16 protein-coding genes are annotated in these 15,886 nt (G+C 67.3%); 5 read left to right on the top strand and 11 right to left on the bottom strand.

Annotation, left to right across the window (positions count from 1 at the left end; genetic code table 11):
- Positions 1–15: 15 nt before the first annotated feature.
- From QM806_RS01595 to QM806_RS01570, 6 genes are all read right to left on the bottom strand, one after another.
- Positions 16–816 (bottom strand): 2-keto-4-pentenoate hydratase, encoded by an 801-nt coding sequence (locus tag QM806_RS01595; RefSeq protein WP_169694992.1) that lies wholly within the window; start codon positions 814–816, stop codon positions 16–18.
- Between the two features lie 43 nt (positions 817–859).
- Positions 860–1,804: a 3-carboxyethylcatechol 2,3-dioxygenase gene (locus QM806_RS01590; protein WP_065490183.1), complete on the bottom strand. Its 945-nt coding sequence runs from the start codon at positions 1,802–1,804 to the stop codon at positions 860–862.
- A gap of 119 nt (positions 1,805–1,923) precedes the next feature.
- Positions 1,924–2,793: an alpha/beta fold hydrolase gene (locus tag QM806_RS01585; RefSeq protein ID WP_167117607.1), complete on the bottom strand. Its 870-nt coding sequence runs from the start codon at positions 2,791–2,793 to the stop codon at positions 1,924–1,926.
- Positions 2,790–4,691 (bottom strand): FAD-dependent monooxygenase, encoded by a 1,902-nt coding sequence (locus tag QM806_RS01580; protein WP_497586484.1) that lies wholly within the window; start codon positions 4,689–4,691, stop codon positions 2,790–2,792. The genes QM806_RS01585 and QM806_RS01580 overlap by 4 nt, the downstream gene beginning before the upstream one ends.
- 13 nt (positions 4,692–4,704) lie before the next feature.
- Positions 4,705–6,051: an MFS transporter gene (locus QM806_RS01575; RefSeq protein WP_133986837.1), complete on the bottom strand. Its 1,347-nt coding sequence runs from the start codon at positions 6,049–6,051 to the stop codon at positions 4,705–4,707.
- 378 nt (positions 6,052–6,429) lie between these two features.
- Positions 6,430–7,155 carry a GntR family transcriptional regulator gene (locus QM806_RS01570; protein ID WP_065490176.1) on the bottom strand — a complete coding sequence of 242 codons (726 nt, stop codon included), beginning with the start codon at positions 7,153–7,155 and terminating at the stop codon, positions 6,430–6,432.
- Positions 7,156–7,519: 364 nt separating this feature from the next.
- Between QM806_RS01570 and QM806_RS01565 the strand changes: the two genes are divergently transcribed.
- The 5 genes from QM806_RS01565 (at position 7,520) to QM806_RS01545 (ending at position 11,070) form a co-directional block, all read left to right on the top strand.
- Entirely contained in the window at positions 7,520–8,593 is a 1,074-nt protein-coding gene (locus QM806_RS01565; RefSeq protein WP_169694995.1) for an LLM class flavin-dependent oxidoreductase, read from the top strand.
- A gap of 29 nt (positions 8,594–8,622) precedes the next feature.
- Complete coding sequence (locus tag QM806_RS01560) at positions 8,623–9,243, top strand: cysteine hydrolase family protein (RefSeq protein WP_065490173.1); 621 nt, start codon at positions 8,623–8,625, stop codon at positions 9,241–9,243.
- A 125-nt stretch (positions 9,244–9,368) separates the two neighbouring features.
- Positions 9,369–10,478, top strand: a complete 1,110-nt coding sequence (locus QM806_RS01555; protein ID WP_169694996.1) for an alcohol dehydrogenase catalytic domain-containing protein — start codon at positions 9,369–9,371, stop codon at positions 10,476–10,478.
- 72 nt (positions 10,479–10,550) lie between these two features.
- Positions 10,551–10,871: a WhiB family transcriptional regulator gene (locus QM806_RS01550; RefSeq protein ID WP_169694997.1), complete on the top strand. Its 321-nt coding sequence runs from the start codon at positions 10,551–10,553 to the stop codon at positions 10,869–10,871.
- 37 nt (positions 10,872–10,908) lie between these two features.
- Positions 10,909–11,070 carry a hypothetical protein gene (locus QM806_RS01545; protein ID WP_167120753.1) on the top strand — a complete coding sequence of 54 codons (162 nt, stop codon included), beginning with the start codon at positions 10,909–10,911 and terminating at the stop codon, positions 11,068–11,070.
- 568 nt (positions 11,071–11,638) lie between these two features.
- Here QM806_RS01545 and QM806_RS01540 read toward each other — a convergent pair.
- From QM806_RS01540 to dapC, 5 genes are all read right to left on the bottom strand, one after another.
- A complete protein-coding gene (locus QM806_RS01540) occupies positions 11,639–12,145 on the bottom strand; it encodes a hypothetical protein (RefSeq protein ID WP_283290125.1) in 507 nt (168 codons plus the stop codon).
- A 102-nt stretch (positions 12,146–12,247) separates the two neighbouring features.
- Entirely contained in the window at positions 12,248–12,895 is a 648-nt protein-coding gene (locus QM806_RS01535) for a hypothetical protein (RefSeq protein ID WP_502943817.1), read from the bottom strand.
- Between the two features lie 52 nt (positions 12,896–12,947).
- Positions 12,948–13,763: a hypothetical protein gene (locus QM806_RS01530; RefSeq protein WP_133986429.1), complete on the bottom strand. Its 816-nt coding sequence runs from the start codon at positions 13,761–13,763 to the stop codon at positions 12,948–12,950.
- An 83-nt stretch (positions 13,764–13,846) separates the two neighbouring features.
- Positions 13,847–14,740, bottom strand: a complete 894-nt coding sequence (locus QM806_RS01525) for a hypothetical protein (protein WP_169694999.1) — start codon at positions 14,738–14,740, stop codon at positions 13,847–13,849.
- Between the two features lie 45 nt (positions 14,741–14,785).
- Positions 14,786–15,886, bottom strand: a complete 1,101-nt coding sequence (dapC, locus tag QM806_RS01520; RefSeq protein WP_005569079.1) for a succinyldiaminopimelate transaminase — start codon at positions 15,884–15,886, stop codon at positions 14,786–14,788.

Here is a 15,886-nt window from a genome sequence, read left to right as displayed (position 1 = left end):
TTTCTGCTTCCTTCTTCAGTCTGTGAACGAGACCCGGACGTCGCCGATCCCGGTGATGGAGGCGGCGTAGGTGGCGCCGGCGACGACGGGGACCATCGGGCCCAGCGCCCCGGAGAGCACGACCTCACCGGCACGCAGGGGGGAGCCGTAGGACAGGCTGGTGTTTGCCAACCACACCAGCACGTTCCAGGGGCTGCCCAGGCAGTCCGCCCCCACCCCACTGGAGACTTCGGTGCCGTTCTCGGTCATCGTCATCGAGATGGCGGACAGGTCCGGTGCCTCCGTGCGGGGGATCGACGCACCGAGGACGTACAGGCCGGAGGAGGCGTTGTCGGCGATGGTGTCCGCGAGGCTGATGTCCCAGCCGGCGATGCGGGAGTCGACGATCTCGAACGACGCCACCACCTGCGCGACGTACTCGGGGGCGTCCTCGCTGGTGATCGGGTCGGTGATGTCGCGCGAGAGAATGAAGGCGATCTCGGCCTCGATGCGGGGTTGCAGCAACCGCGACCGTCTGACCTGCAGCTCGGAGCTGACATCCATGTGGTCGAACAGCACCCCGAAGTCGGGCTGATCGACACCGAGCTGGGCCTGCACCGCGGGTGAGGTCAGGCCGATCTTGCGGCCGACGATCCGGTGACCGGCGGCGACCGCCGCATCGACGTTGCGGGTTTGTACGCGGTAGGCGGTGTCGATGTCGGTCCGCCCGATCAGATCCCGTACCGGGGTGCACGGGGCGCCGGCACGTTCGGCGTCGGCCAGCCGTGCGGCGGCGTCCTCGATCAGGTGATTGTCTACTGGGCGGACGGAGGTCATCCGGGGTCCCTTTCGTTGGTCGGCGTGATGGGAGCGGCGGGGTCTATTCGTCGACGGCGACGGCGGTACTGATGCCGAATCCGGCGATCCACTCCGGGATTTCGCGGTAGAAGGTCGAGGTGACGCGGTACTTCCCGGCGGCGCTCATCGCCGCGTACGCGGCGATCCAGGTGCGTACTTCGTGGGAGGAGTGCCCGGCCTGTTCGACGAACCATTCGTTGGTCCAGGAGTCGATCTGCTCGATCTCGCCGGAGGCGAGAACGTCGAGCAGGTTGCGATCCCAGTGCGGGTTGAGCGGCGCAATGGTGGCCACCCCGGCGGCGAAGTCGCGACCGGCGTCGATGACCCGCTGTTCGCGGGCGTTGCGCTCGTCCTCGGTGGGGTTGCGACCGTCGATGAGCTTCTCCTTCACCTCCACGGGGGCGGTGGCGAACTGCGGTACCGGCGGATCGTGGGACAGCCCACCGGATCCGACGAACAACACCCGCTTGTCCAGGTTCGCCGCGGCCCGCCCGACTGCCTCGCCGAGTAGCCGGACCCGGCTGACCGGGCCGAGCGGTTCGGCGACGGAGTTGATGAAGATCGGGACGGTCGGGACCGCGGTGATCGAGCCGACCAGCAGCTGCAGGGCCTGCGCGAAGCCGTGGTCGACGTGCATGCGTTCGGAGAACGCGACGTCGACGCCGCTGGCGAGGACTTCCCGGGCGAGGGCGTAGGCGGCGTCGCGGTCGACGCTCAGCGGTCCGGATTCGGTGCCGTAATCGCCGACCGACTGGGCCGCGGCACCGATGCAGAACGGGGGCATCAGATCGTAGTAGACCCCGTTGTAGTGATCCGGGGCGAAGATCACGATCAGGTCGGGGGCGAAGTCGGCGATGAACGTGCGCGCATTCTCGAACGCGGCATCGACGTCGTCGATCACGGTTTGGGCCGGGTCGTTTCGTCCCATGAGGGGGGAATGCGACATCGTGCACAGCGCTACGGGCATCGTCTGTTTCCTTCTGGTTCTCGCGCGGTTCGTCGACCGGGAGTGCGAGGGATCGGGGTGGCTGTGTAAGGGGCGCCGATCGCGGGTGCCTGCTCGCGGTGGCAGACACCCACGGGCGATCAGGCGCGGTCGAGCATGAAATCCAGGTGCAGCTGGTTGAACGTGTCCGCGTCCTCGTACTGGGGCCAGTGCCCGCAGTTCTCCATGATCGCGAGCTTCGCGCCGGGAATGTGGGAGGCGATCCGCTTGGCTTCGTCGACGGGACCGGAGGGGTCTTTGGTGGTCCACAGCACCAGCGCGGGCGCGGTGATGCCCTCGAGGGTGGCGTCGGTGATCATGTTGCGTTTGCGGGTTTCCGGGTCCTGCAGGGCCATGTTCGCCTCGCAGGCCTTGAGCCAGTCCGGCTGTTGGAAGATCGCCTGCCGGGTGCGGATCAGGTCGTCGGTGACCATCGCCGGGTCGGCCATCAGCCACTCGAGCCGGGCCTGGACGCGTTCCCAGCTCGGGTCCTTCGCTGCCTCCATGGACAGGGTGTAGAGACGTTCCATCACCTTCGGGTTGGCCATGGTGCCGCCCATGGTGTTGAGCACGATCCGCTCGACCTTCTCCGGGTGATCGTGCGCGAACTGGGCGGTGACCCAGCCGCCGAGCGATTCGCCGGAGAACGAGGCCTTCTCCACGCCGATCGCGTCCATGAACTGCAGGACGTGGTCGATGTAGTGCTTGATCTCGAGCGGGTGATCGGGCTTGCTGCTGTAGCCGTGGCCGATGAAGTCGATCGCCCACACGTTGAAGTGCTCGGCGTGTGCGGCCAGGTTGCGGACGTATGCTTCGGCGTGGCCGGTGATGCCGTGCAGCAGGATCAGTGCCGGCTTGGAGGTGGCGCCGGCGTGCAGGTACCGGGTCCGGTAGGGGCCCGCTTGGATGAAGCCCTGGCTGAATTCGACCTGGTTCAGATCGTTCCAGACGCTGGTGTACGGGCGGGTCATCGGTTTACTCCCTCGGTTGTGGTGCTGGTGGCGGAGGCGGGTGCTGCGTCCGCGGGGGTGGTGTGCGGGACGGTGATCGGCACGGCCCGGGTGTTGTACTGCGGCTCCTGCGTGGCGCCCGGGGCCGGTTCGCTGCTGCCCGACGGGCGGTCGAGGACTGCGGTGAGCGCGTCCTCGAGGCTGGTCAATGCTTCGCTGTCGTCCCAGACCGGGGCGCTGTGCCGCCACGCGATGTACCCGTCGGGTCGGACGAGGAGGGCACCGCCCTCGTCGATGTCGCGGACCTGCCGCCAGTAGCCGTAGGGGTCGATGGTGCCGGGTTCACCGACGACCACGGTCCGCAGGAACGGCACGTCGAGTTTGGCGGCGGCACGCTTCCACGCCTGGCCGCCGATTCCGGTGAGCAGGGTCATCATTCCCTTCCCGGTGACATCGAGAGTGGAGATGCGGGTGCCGCCCTCGCCGACCAGCCACGCGTGCGGCAGCTTCGCGCCGGGCCGGGTGGTGGCCTGCAGGTACAACTGCCGGTCTCGTGCCCACACCTCGTCGCCCGCATCGGGCTCGGGGACGACCGCGGAGGAGGCGTAGCGCTGGTTGAGTTCGACGCCGTGGGCGTTGAATTCGGTGTTCTTCACCTCCAGCGCCTCGTACAGCTGCTCGCGCAGGGCGACCCCCTCGGGTGTGGGTTCCTTCAGCTTCGCCAGACCGGCGGCGACCGGATCGTCGCTGCCGGGGTCGAACCACTCGCGCAGCCCGGCGTAGTCCTTGCGGGACTGGTTGGCGCGAGCGACGATCTGCTTGCCGACCGGGACCCGCTCGGGCGAATAGGACTCGAGCAGGCCCTGCCCGGCGTAGCCCTTGACGACGAACGCGACCTTCCACGCCAGGTTGAACGCGTCCTGGATGGAGGTGTTCGATCCCAGCCCGCTGCTCGGGGGGTGCCGGTGCACGGCGTCACCGCCGCACAGCACCCGCCCGGACTGGTAATGCTCGGCGTACTGCTGGTTGACGTACCAGAAGGACCGCGACACGATCTCGACGTCCAGGTGCGGGTCGCCGACGAGGGTCCGGATCTGTTCGAGGACAACGTCGTCGGAGACGTCGGGCTGGCCCTTGGCCATGTCGAATCCCCAGCCGGCGATCCACTGGTTCCACGGCTTGATCGCCCGCAGCAGGCCCATGCCGATCTCACCGAACCCGGCCTTCGAGTTGACGATCCAGTGCAGGATGGACGGCCGGTGAGCGACGTACTTGCTCAGGTCCGCGTTGAAGAGCACGTAGGCGGTGCCGGCACGGGCCAGTTCGCCTTGGAAGGGAAGGTCGATCTCCTCGGCGATCTTCGAGCGTGCACCGTCGAAACCGAGCAGAAAGCGGGCTCGCTGGGTGAATTCGGTGCCCGAGCGGACGTCGCGGAACCGGACGGTCACCCCGTCCGCGTCCTGGGTGTGGTCGAGGTATTCGGTGTGGAAGCTGATGATCGCGCCGCGTTCGGCGGCGTTCTTGATCAGCACCGGCTCCATCAGCGGTTGGGGGATGTCGAGCATCGTGCACGGGCTGCCGGACAGGTAGTCCCCGTAGCGGGTATCGCCCGTTCCCCAGGTCTGCATCCGGACGATTTCTTCGCCGGCCAGGCTCGTGGTGAACAGCGTGTCACCCATCTGCTCCCACGGTGTCGCGTATTTGCGTGCCTCGTCTTCGACGCCCAGGTCGCGGAGCACCTCGACGGCGCGCTGGTTGGTGATGTGCGCGCGCGGCGAGTTCGCCACCCAGGGGAACATCGAGACGGCGTGGACGCGCAGGCCGTAGGTGGCCAGGGCGAGCGCCGCCGTGCCACCGGCGGGCCCGAGTCCGACGATCACGACGTCGGTGTCGTAGGAGGTTCGGTCGTGGTCACTCATGTCTGTCATCACTTCACTTGTCGAGGACACGCAGGTCCGTGGCCGTGTCCGGCGTTGAGAATGTGGTCACCGCGGGGGTGGGCTGGGCGGAGCCAGCTTCGTCTCGAACGAGTTGGCTCGCTGCGCCTTTGCGGCCCCAGCCGCCGGGCAGCAGGATCACCGAGACCACCGAGATCGCCGAGACCACCAGCAGGTAGGCGACGATCGAGGTGCTGGACTCGGTGGAGGCATACAGGGCGGTGGCGATCGTCGGCGCGAACGCCGAGCCCACGACCTGGGAAAGGGTGTAGCCGATCGAGACGCCGCTGTAGCGCACGTCCGCGTCGAACACCATGGTGAACAGGGATCCGGTGACTCCGGCGGCGGGTGCCATCGCGATCCCGAAGACCAGCACCTGTGCGGCCATGAACAGCCAGGGGTTGCCGGTGTTGATCAGCGCGAACGCCGGGGCGATCACCACCCCCATGGCCACGGCCCCGAGCAGATACATCGTCTTGCGGCCGAAGGTGTCGGAGAGGGCCCCGAAGACCGGGTAGAGGATGACGGCGACGATGCCGGCGACGAACACCCCGGCGAGGGCGAAGGTGCGGCTGATCCCCGCGACGGTGGTGCCGTAGGAGACGAGGTAGGCCATGCAGATGTAGGCGAACACGCCCTGGGACAGGTAGGTCCCCGCGATGAGCAGGATTTCCTTCCAGTGCTTGCGGAATGCTTCGGCGATCGGCATCCGCACCACCGCGCTCTGCGCCTTCACCTCGGCGAAGTCGGGGCTCTCGGCCAAAGACAGGCGGATGAACAGCCCGATCACGATCAGTACCGCACTGAACAGGAACGGCAGTCGCCAGCCCCAGCTGAGGAACTGCTCGTCGGGCAATTGGGAGACCGCGAAGAATGCCAGGGTCGCGACGCTGGTCCCGGCCGGGGCGCCCATCTGGGAGAAGGATCCGAAGAAGCCCTTCTTCGCGGTCGGGGCGTGCTCGACGGCCATCAGTGTGGCCCCACCCCACTCGCCGCCGACCGCGAAGCCCTGCACCAGGCGCAGCAGGGTCAGCAGGATCGGGGCCGCGATCCCGATCTGGGCGTAACCGGGCAACAGTCCCATCAGGACGGTGGCCGAGCCCATTCCGACCAGCGAGATCACCAGCATCTGCTTGCGACCGACCCGGTCACCGAAGTGACCGAAGACGATGCCGCCGAGCGGGCGGGCGAGGAACCCGACCCCGAACGTCGCGAAGGACAGCAGGATTCCGATTGCCGGGGACACATCGGGGAAGAACAGCGTGGGGAACACCAGGGCGGCGGCGGTGCCGTAGATGAAGAAGTCGTAGTACTCGACCGTGGTGCCGATGAAGCTGGCCATCGCCACCCGTAGCGGTGAGGTGGCTGCGGGCTTCGTCGAGGAAGCGGAGGTGTTGCTCACGGTCGGGCTTCTCCGATCCGCGGGCCGAAACATGCCGGCGCCGCGTGGACCAACCTGCGCGAAACGGGCGTCATGGCCGCTCCTTTCTCTGAGGGAAGTGAGAGAAACATTCGCAACTGGAATGCTAGACGTCTAGAAGAGAAGCTACGCCGCCGTGGAAGGTGACGCAAGTCTCTCCGGTGTGCGAGATGCGACCCGCAGTACTCACCGGCACGGGACGCCAGTCATCGTCAAAGGGTGTTTCGCCCGGCAGTGGGCATAGAAAAGGCCCGCCCCGTGCAACGTGTGGTTACGGGGGCGGGCCGCCGGTGGGGCGTCTCAGCCGGCCAAGTCGTCGGCTTCGTCGCGGATGACCGAAATGGTTCCCACGATGTGCCGTTCCATGGCCTCGCGGGCTCCCGCCTCGTCCTGTTGCCGAATCGCCTCGATGATCGCGTGGTGATCGTCCTGGCGTTCGGGGAGGGCGCTCGACAGCGGGTTGGTGATCCCGGTGGTGTTGATCAGGAAGTCGGACATGTCCCACATCCGCTGGCTGGTCTCGGCCATGATCCGCGAATGCGCCATTGTGTGGATGGCGGCGTGGAATTCGCGATTGTGGATGCGGTATCCGTGCGCGCGCACCTCGGGGTCGTGGGAGGTGAGCAGCGCATCGATCCGCGACGAGATCAGGCCCAGCTCGATGAGCTGGGCGTCGGTCCGGCGGGCGGCGGCGACCGCCGCGATCGTGCCCTCGAAGCCACCGAACAGAGTGAAGAAGTCCTCGACCTCACGCTGGGTGTAGGAGACGACCTCGCACCCGCTCTGCGGGAAGATGTAGACGAGCTTGTCGCTGGAGAGTCGGCGCAGGGCGTCCATGACGGGCTGCTTGCTGACCCCGAACTCCTGGCGGATGGACTCGACGACGATCTTCTCCCCGGCCGCGTAGCGTCCCTCGAGCAGTCTGGTCTTGAGGATGTCGTACATGGCGGCGGAGAGCCGCGCGCCCGAGGTCCGGACATTCGCGAGAAGGGCGGCAGCCTCCGGATCGGTGCTGGTGGTGCTCATACGTATACGCTTTCGTCGGGCGCGCTGATCATGGTGTCCCCCTCGTCTGCGGCGCTCACCACAGTAACTTGCATTCTAGTACTTGTGGTCCGCGTCACTGTCAGCTACGGTCATCTGGAACGCTAGAATTCCAGTTTTGAGGTGTGCGGCTTGTCTTACCAGCGCGACGGGTCGGCGGCAACTCTTCCAGAACGGGATCGCTCCGATCAATGCCGTTCCCTTTCAACGGAATTGCTCACCGTTCCGGCGCTTGCGCGCCCTGGCCCGGGACCGAACACACAGTCCCGGATCGCCCATCCCGCGAGCCAGTCGCCCTCGTTCATGGAGTCGAACCACACCAGCGGGTCAATGCAAGGAGAAGAAGATGGAATTCTGTATCGGCACCTGCGCGAAGATCGACCAGGTCGCGATGGTGAAGCAGGCCGAGGACCTCGGGTTCTCGCACTTCGGTGTCGGCGAAGGACCCTTGCTGTTTTCCGACCCGTACCAGTACCTGGCGCTCGCAGCGACGCAGACCAGCTCGATCAATCTGGGCACCATGGTCACCAATCCGCTGACCCGGATCGCCCCGGTCACCGCGAACTCCATGGCCACCCTCAACGCCCTGGCACCGGGGCGTACCTTCCTCGGTATCGGGACCGCCAACAACGCGCTGCGCTCAATGGGTAATCGCACCGCGAAGATCTCCGAACTCTCGCACGCCATCGAAGTCTCGAGGGAGCTGATGGCTGGACGCCGCGTCACCCACAACTGGCTCGGACAGTCCCGGGAGGTGGAGTTCCTCGACAAGGACAGCGGTTTCTACAACGTCACCGACCACATCCCGATCTGGGTGGCCGCCGGCGGACCGCGCGGGCTCGCCGAAGCAGCCAAGTACGCCGACGCCGTCGTCTACTGCCTCGGACCGAACGTCGAGATGATCAAGCTGATCCGCAGTCGCCTCGACAAGGCGGTCGCCGACGCCGGCCGGGCGCCGGGCTCGGTCAAACTCGTCTCCCTGTCCTGGTTCTACCAACTCGGCAGCGGTGAGACCTGGGAAGAAGGTGTCACCAACGGTTTCGGTTCCGGACCGATCAGCTCGTGCATCACCAACGCGGGCCTGATGGACCAGCACCGCGACCAGCTGGGCGATTCCATCGTCGATGCCTCCATCACCGCCGCGCAGCAGTATTTGGGCGACCCGAAGGCCCCGGACCAGCCGCACTACCTCGACGTCTGGGTGAAGTACCTGCGCGGACTCGATCCTGCACACCGGCCGATCATCACCAAGGATCTCGTCGACTACTGGTGCCTCTACGGATCACCCGCCGAGCTGCGGGACAAGGCCGCCCTGATGCGCGAGGCCGGTGTCGACATCCTCCAGGTCTTCCTGTCCAACCCCTTCACCGCGGCCCGTGACATCGACAACATCGGGCACTCGATCCTCGCTCACGCGTAAACCCGCACCCCCCGAACCAGGAGCTATTGATGGAACTCGACCCCCGCACCACCGCCGTCGTGGCCGTTCACTGCCAGGGCGACGTCGTCGGCCCCACCGGCGCTTTCGCCGACTTCTTCCACCAGCAGGTGAGCGAACGCCGCGTCATCGACCAGATCGCCGCGCTCATCGCCGCGGCCCGCGAAGCCGGCGCCCCCGTGGTCTACACCCGGGTCGCCTGGAAACCCGACTTCTCCGACCTCGAGGTCAACTCACCGCTGCTGGGCATCGTCGCCCAGTCCGGCTGCCTCAAAGAGGGCAGCGAACTCGCCGGGATCGTCGAACCGCTGAAGCCGCACGGCGACGACATCGTGCTCACGCACCAGCGGATCGGCGCCTTCGCCGGGACCGACCTCGACACCATCCTTCGGGGCAAGGGCATCACCACACTGCTGTTCGCCGGTGTGGCCACCAACGCCTCTGTCGAGGGAACAGCCCGCGTTGCAAGCGATCTCGGCTACCACGTCGTGATCGTTGAGGACGCGTGCTCGGCGGCCAACCCCCAAGCGCACGAGGCGAGCATCAACTCGCTCGGACTGCTCGCCGAGATCGCCACCGTCGACGACATCCGGACCGCCCTGACCGCATCGGTCACCGGCACCACCGCCTGAGCACACCACCACTCGAAACCCCGGTTGCACTGGTGTGGGCGCCCCGCGGCGCCCACACCAGCACTCTGTGCGCCTGCCAACCCCATTCCCAGTCCGAAGAACACACCACTCAGGAGTTTCCTTTCATGAAGTCGACCATGCGCGTTGCCCGCCTCCACGAGATCAACCAGCCGATGCAGATCGAGGAACTCCCGATCCCCGAACCGCGGGCGACCGACGTGCTGGTGCAGGTCAAGGCCTGCAACGTCGTACCGAACCTGTCCAACGTGCTCGCCACCTACAGCGAATGGTTCCCCTACCTGCCGCTTCCGAAGCTCCCCGCCATCTTCGGCCTCGACTCCGCCGGCGTCGTCGCCGCCGTCGGCAGCCACGTCACCGACGTCGCCGTCGGCGACCGCGTCTACGTCAACCCCGGAATCTCCTGCGGCGGCTGCCGCGCCTGCCGGCAGGGGCACGATCAGAACTGCGACAAGTACACCTTCATGGGCTACTTCTCCTTCGGCGCCGACGGCCAGGAGATCTTCGACGCCTACCCCTACGGTGGGCTCGGTGAGTATCTGACTGCGCCGCAACGCAACCTGGTGAAGCTGCCCGACTCCGTCAGTTTCGAAGAAGGCGCCCGATTCGGATACCTCGGCACCGGTTACTCGGCACTGCGCAAGGCCGGCGCCGGACCCGGCTCCACCGTCCTGATCGACGGCATCTCCGGAACCCTGGGACTGGGCACCTGCCTGAGCGCCCTCGCGCTCGGTGCGAGCCACATCTTCGGCACCGGCCGCAACGCCGATCTGCTCGAGGACGTCCGATCCATCGCGCCCGACCGCATCCACGTCCTCCCCGCCGGCGAGGGTGACCTGCGCAGCTGGGTGCGCGAACACAACAACGGGGAGGGCGTCGACATCGTCATCGACTCCCTCGGCCCCGGCGCACCGGCAGAATCGTTCCTCGACGCCATCACCACCCTGCGCCGCGGCGGCGTGGCCGTCGACATCGGCGGCATGATGGAACGCCCACCGCTGGACATGTTCTCGCTGATGTGCAGCCAGATCAGCGTCCTCGGAAGCCTGTGGTTCTCCACCGCCGAGGCCCAGGACATGGCCGAACTCGCCGGCGCCGGGGTCCTCGACCTGTCGGTGTTCGAGCATCACAGCTTCCCGCTCGAGAAGATCAACGAAGCTCTCGCCGACCTCCCGGCCCGGCACGGCGGCTTCACCAACTTCATCAGCGTCCCCTAATCCGCCTGCGCCCCGCATCACCCACCGGTGCGGGGCGCTCGACCGCCCTCCAGCAAAAAGGGGAGCATCGTTGTGCGGGCCTTTCGAACCGTGAGACAAAGCGACCTACCCGAGCCCGAGGAACTGAACTGGCGACTCGCCGCGATGTGCCGACTGGTCAGTCCTGCCCTGTTCTTCCACCCCACCAACGAACGCGGACCCAAGAGGCAGAAGCGCATCCACGAGGCCAAAAAGATCTGCTCCCAGTGCCCCGTCCAACGGCCATGCCGGGACTACGCACTCGCCGTGCGAGAACCCTTCGGGATTTGGGGCGGGATGTCCGAAGAGGACCGCGACCGCCTCCTCGGCCGCGGCCGAGGCCGTGCCGAAGACACCACCGAGCGCAGCGCGTGAGGACAGGCCGATCCCCGGACGAAAAGGGAGAATACCCATGCCGATCCTCCTCCTCCACGCCGTGATCGCCGGATTCAGCGTCGTCAGCGGGTGGCTTTCGGCACCGCTGAAGAGGCCCGTGGCCGCGCTCGCGCACTCGTACGCGGTCATGCGATGGTCGGCTCTGATTGCAGTCGAGGACGCTGCCGAGCACCGCTGACCGGGCAGACATGCGGTAGCAGTCTCAGCACTCCAGCGTCGCTGTCGGACAAGACGCTGATGCGACGGACAGGGCGGCAGAACTCCGCGAACCCAGTGATTAAGAGTCACTTGCTCTACCCGAGATCGCGGCCGATGTCGCATGGTCCGACTCGCAACCCACAGGGAACTGTATCTGCCGCGCGGATGTTGCTGTCCGTGCCTGCGAATGGGTGTCGCGCCCACTGGATAGAATTGCTGCTCATGCTGACAGCCGGCGGCGAAACACGTCCTCGGCTCGACAAGCCGGGTAGTCGGCCGATCTCGGTGGCGTAGGTGCAGCAAACAAACACTCTCCGGCGGGCACCGGGGTTGCGCTTGTGTGCAGGCCATGGGCTTCGCGGTTGCGTCGACGCAACCGCACCCACATAATGTGAGTGCCCGAGGCAGTAGCCGAGGGAAGTGGTTCGTGTAGGAGGTCTCCGGGGCGTAAGTACCCCCTGTAGGCAGCCCCACCTAGCGGTTTCCAGCCTTGCGCGCCCACCCACATACGACGAACGCCCCTCAGTGATGAGGGGCGTTCTCGTGTTTCAGACCCTGACGACGGTGATGCGGTGGGCGATCTTCGCGCGCATGCTGCCGCCGCGGCCCCAGGCCCAGGCATGGACGCCGGGGATCCACAAGAGGGAGTTCGAGGGTCGGTCGTGGGTGTACCGGAACGGGGTGGCGGCGCCGAGTTCGTCCCGGATGATGCGGTTGTCCTCGTGGTCCTGATCGCATGACTCGATGACCAGGTTCGTCACTGGCATCTGCGCCAGGTCCCGCACCGCGGCGGCCAGGATGGCGTCGCGGGCCTGGCGTTCGTTGACCTTTCGTGAGCTCATCACATAGATCCGGCTGTTTGCCTCCAGCCGGGCGACCTCGGCGACGATCTTCGGTGCCAGCTTCTTCCCCACACCGGTCATATGGATGCGGGTGTGCCCGGGCGGTCGGAGCGCGTTCATCTGCTTCCGCAGGGCCGTCAGATCGCCGGTCGCCACGGTCACCGCACACAGGGCGTACTCGCCCCGTTTGGATTCGTCGATGAACGCATGCACGCGGAGCAGTCTCTCACCAGCTCGGGCAACCTCTGCAGGCCATACGGCAGGGTCAGTTCCGGCTCTGCCAGTCAGGCACAGATTCGCTGTGCCGACGACGAGCTACCAGAGGGTGAGGGGTAACCCGGCCGCTTCGGCGCATCTGATCCGCTGTTCGATGCTGTTCTGATCCTCGCCGCAGGTAAGGCCGGTTCGGATTGCGGCGGCGATGGCACGGGTACGCCCGGCAGGACCGCGGACGTCGGAAAGCGGGCTGGCGAGGTTGCGGCGCCGCAGGTACTCGGTGCGGTTGACGGTGTTGGTGCCCAGCCGCATGTGCTGCGGGTTGACGCAGCCGGCGAAGTCGCATTGGTGGCACAGCACCGCGTCGTCGGCGCCGGACCACCCCAGCCGCGGAATGATGCCGTATTCGAGCTGATAGGCGAACAGATGCGCGGGAACGGTGCCGCGGCGCGAGGGGCCGGGCAGGCTGGCGGCACGGAAGGAGCCGTGCCCGGTGGATGAGACACTGCCGAGCCACACCGTGCACCGGCCACCCGGGCGTCGGTAGGTCTTCGCTTCGAATCGCGCCACGACGGTGGGATCGTCGAGCCAGGACCGCCACAGCCGTTCGGGGACCCGGATCGGTTGCGGCTGGCCGATCAGGGCGAGTTGCTCGATCTCAGAGACCGCCGGGGAGACGGGCATCCCCGGCAGCATCGGTGCGCTGGTGGCGGCGGTGACCATGGTTTCCCTCCGCTCGCTGCTCATTGGTGCTGTTACCGGTGAGGACAGGGGCGGGGACCGACACCATACGTTTTGCTCATGCTCGGGTGCGGTGTGCCAGCGAGGTGGATATTCGACTCGCGCGGCCGGGAAACAACCAATCCGGTGTCGTTGACGAAGGCGCCCCGCGACGGCGGCGATCCGGTCTGCTGGTGAGCTCGGTGGTCAGCGCGGCGAGTGCCGGCCGCAGCAGGACGGGACGATCGCGCAACCGTAGGGTGCTGTCACCTCGGCTGTCGGCGACGAGATCGCTGGTGGTGAGTTTGACGATGCGGGTGGGGATCTGACCGTAGAGCAGGACTAGGACACCGGCTACCCGCACCCGCAGATCGAGGCCGTCGTCGGTCAGGCACCGGCGTAGCGCGGACCAGCGTTCGTCGTCGGCGAGAAGCTGGGAGGGAAGACCGTCGCGGCCGAGCCAGGACACGTGCAGGTCGGCGGCACGATCGTGTTGGTGCGCCCAGCGCAGGAAGTCCCGCAGTCGGTGGCGGGTGCTGGCCCCCTCCCCCAGCCAGCGGTCGACGTCCGCCTGGGTCGCCTCGGCCAGTGCGTGGTGGTTGTCGGTGAGCCACGTCAGAAACTGAACGGCGACCTGGAGGCGGACACGCGCGTACTTGGATGCGCTGACGCTGAGGTGCCCGCGTGCGGCGCGGCCGCGGGCCCGGCGCAGCACCGACCAGGACGCGTACGCGCGCACCGTGGCCGCGAGATCCGGGGGCAGGTCGGCGACAAGGGTATCGAGCCAGGGCGCAACCGAATCGACGGCGTTGCCCCGGGGTTGGAGGGCACCGGTGTGGAGGAGGATGCTGCGCAAATGCTCGACCGGGATGTCGGTGCCGTGGTGATCGAGCACGGCGTGGGTGATCGGGGCACCGGCGGCGACGTGGCGGCGTTGTAGACCTCGAGTGAGCTGCAGGTCAAGGATCCGGGACGTCCTCAGCCGAGATCGTCGACCGCGCGCCGGGCTTCCTCGACGCGCCGCTCCGCCGCGTCGAGGTCTCGCTCCCCCCGATGCACCGCCTCCGCCGACGCCTTCTCCGCGTTCCGGGTGAACTGCCGCTCCTGCTCGGCATGTTCGAGTTCGGCGCGCAGTTCCTCGATCCGGTGGTCGATCTCCGTCAGCGTCGACCGCGCCTGCTCCAGTTCCGTTCTCGCGTCGTTCAGTTCGCCGCGGACCTCGTCGGCCCGGGACGTGGCGTCCGCCAGTTCGGCCCCGGCCGCCGCCTGTTCGGCGGCGCGGTCGCGCTCCGGCGACTTCTTCTTCGACGTCTTCCCCGACTTCTCGGCCGGAGGCGTGGGGGTGGGTTCGGACTTCCCGCCCTTCTTCGCGGTCTTTCCCTGGACGACGGTGAGTCCGGCCGGACCGAATCCGCTGTAGCTCGCCGCCGTCACCACCCGGCCGCGCCGCACCTGTTCGGCGGTCTCGGCGTCGGCGAGAGCGGCGTGCAGCGTCTGACCGACATCCCGCAGCGCGTCCTCCCCGACTGTCCGGCCCCGCTCGGCAGCGAGTTCACCGGCCTTGCGCGCCAACGCGCGCACTACTTGCTGCCGTTGCGTGTTCAGTCGCCGAAGGTCCGAGCCGGACAGGTGTCGCTGCGCGTCGCGGAGAGCGTCACCGAGGGTGAGGAGCGCGTCGACCTCGTCGGGCAGCTCGCGGGCGAGCAGGTTGACGAGCCAGCCGACGACCGTCGGCTTCCGCAGCTTCCCGATCTCGGCTGCCAATGCGCGGTCCTTGTTCTCCCGCGCCGCGGTCACCTGCGCGGTGCGCGCCTCGACGAACTCACCGGGGTCCAGGCCGTACAGTTCGTCGGCGACGTCGTCGAGGGTCACGGCCCAATACTTTCACCGTGACCGCGCCGCTCGGGCCGACTCGGGTCAGGCCAGTCGTTCGGCCGCGGCCGCGATTCGTTCGTCGCTGGCCGTGAGGGCGATGCGCACGTGGGTGCCGCCGCCGGGACCGTAGAACTCGCCCGGTGCCACGAGAATGCCCCGCTCGGCGAACCACTCGACGGTGTCCCGGCAGGCTTCGCCGCGGGTCGCCCACAGGTACAGCCCGGCTTCGGAGTTGTCGACGGTGAATCCGGCGCCGCGCACCGCTGCGAGAAGGATCTCGCGGCGACGGCGGTACCGCTCACGCTGCTCGTTCTCGTGGTCGTCGTCGCTGAGTGCAGCGGTCATCGCCGACTGGATCGGCAACGGCACCATCATGCCCGCGTGCTTGCGGACCTCGAGAAGTTCGGCCACCAACGCCGGGTCACCGGTGACGAACCCCGCGCGGTAACTCGCGAGGTTGGACGTCTTCGACAGAGAGTGCACCGCGAGGAGCCCGGTGAGATCGCCGTCGTTCACCCGCTCATCGAGGATCGAGAGGGCTTCGCCCTCCCAGCTCAATCCCAGGTAGCACTCGTCGGACGCCACGATCGCGCCGCGGCGACGCGCCCAGTCGACCACCTTGCGCAGATGCTCGAGACCGAGCACCTTGCCGGTGGGGTTGGACGGCGAGTTCACGAAGATCAGCGACGCGCCCTCCGGGCCGAGCCGGTTGAGACCATCGGCCCGGATCACCCGCGCACCGGCGAGGAGCGCACCGACCTCGTAGGTCGGGTACGCCAGCTCCGGAATGACGACGAGGTCGTCGGCGCCGAGCCCGAGAAGGCGTGGCAGCCAGGCGATGAGCTCCTTCGTGCCGATCGCGGGCAGCACCGCAGCCGGATCGATGCCGGTGATTCCGTAGCGGCGACGCAGCGCCTCCACCGCGGCGCTCCGCAGCTCTTCGGTGCCGTGCGTCGTCGGATATCCCGGAACCGCGGCGACCGCGGTCAGCGCGTCCTGGATGATCGGGGCGACCGGATCGACCGGGGTCCCCACCGAGAGGTTGACGATGCCACCCGGGTGGGCGAAGGCTTTCGCCTTCGCCGACTCGAGCGAGTCCCACGGAAAGTCGGGAAGTGCTTTTGCTACCGGGATTCGAGGCAC

Source organism: Rhodococcus sp. IEGM 1351 (assembly GCF_030056875.1).
Lineage (GTDB): Bacteria > Actinomycetota > Actinomycetes > Mycobacteriales > Mycobacteriaceae > Rhodococcus_F > Rhodococcus_F opacus.
This window is presented reverse-complemented; position numbering and strand designations above follow the sequence as displayed.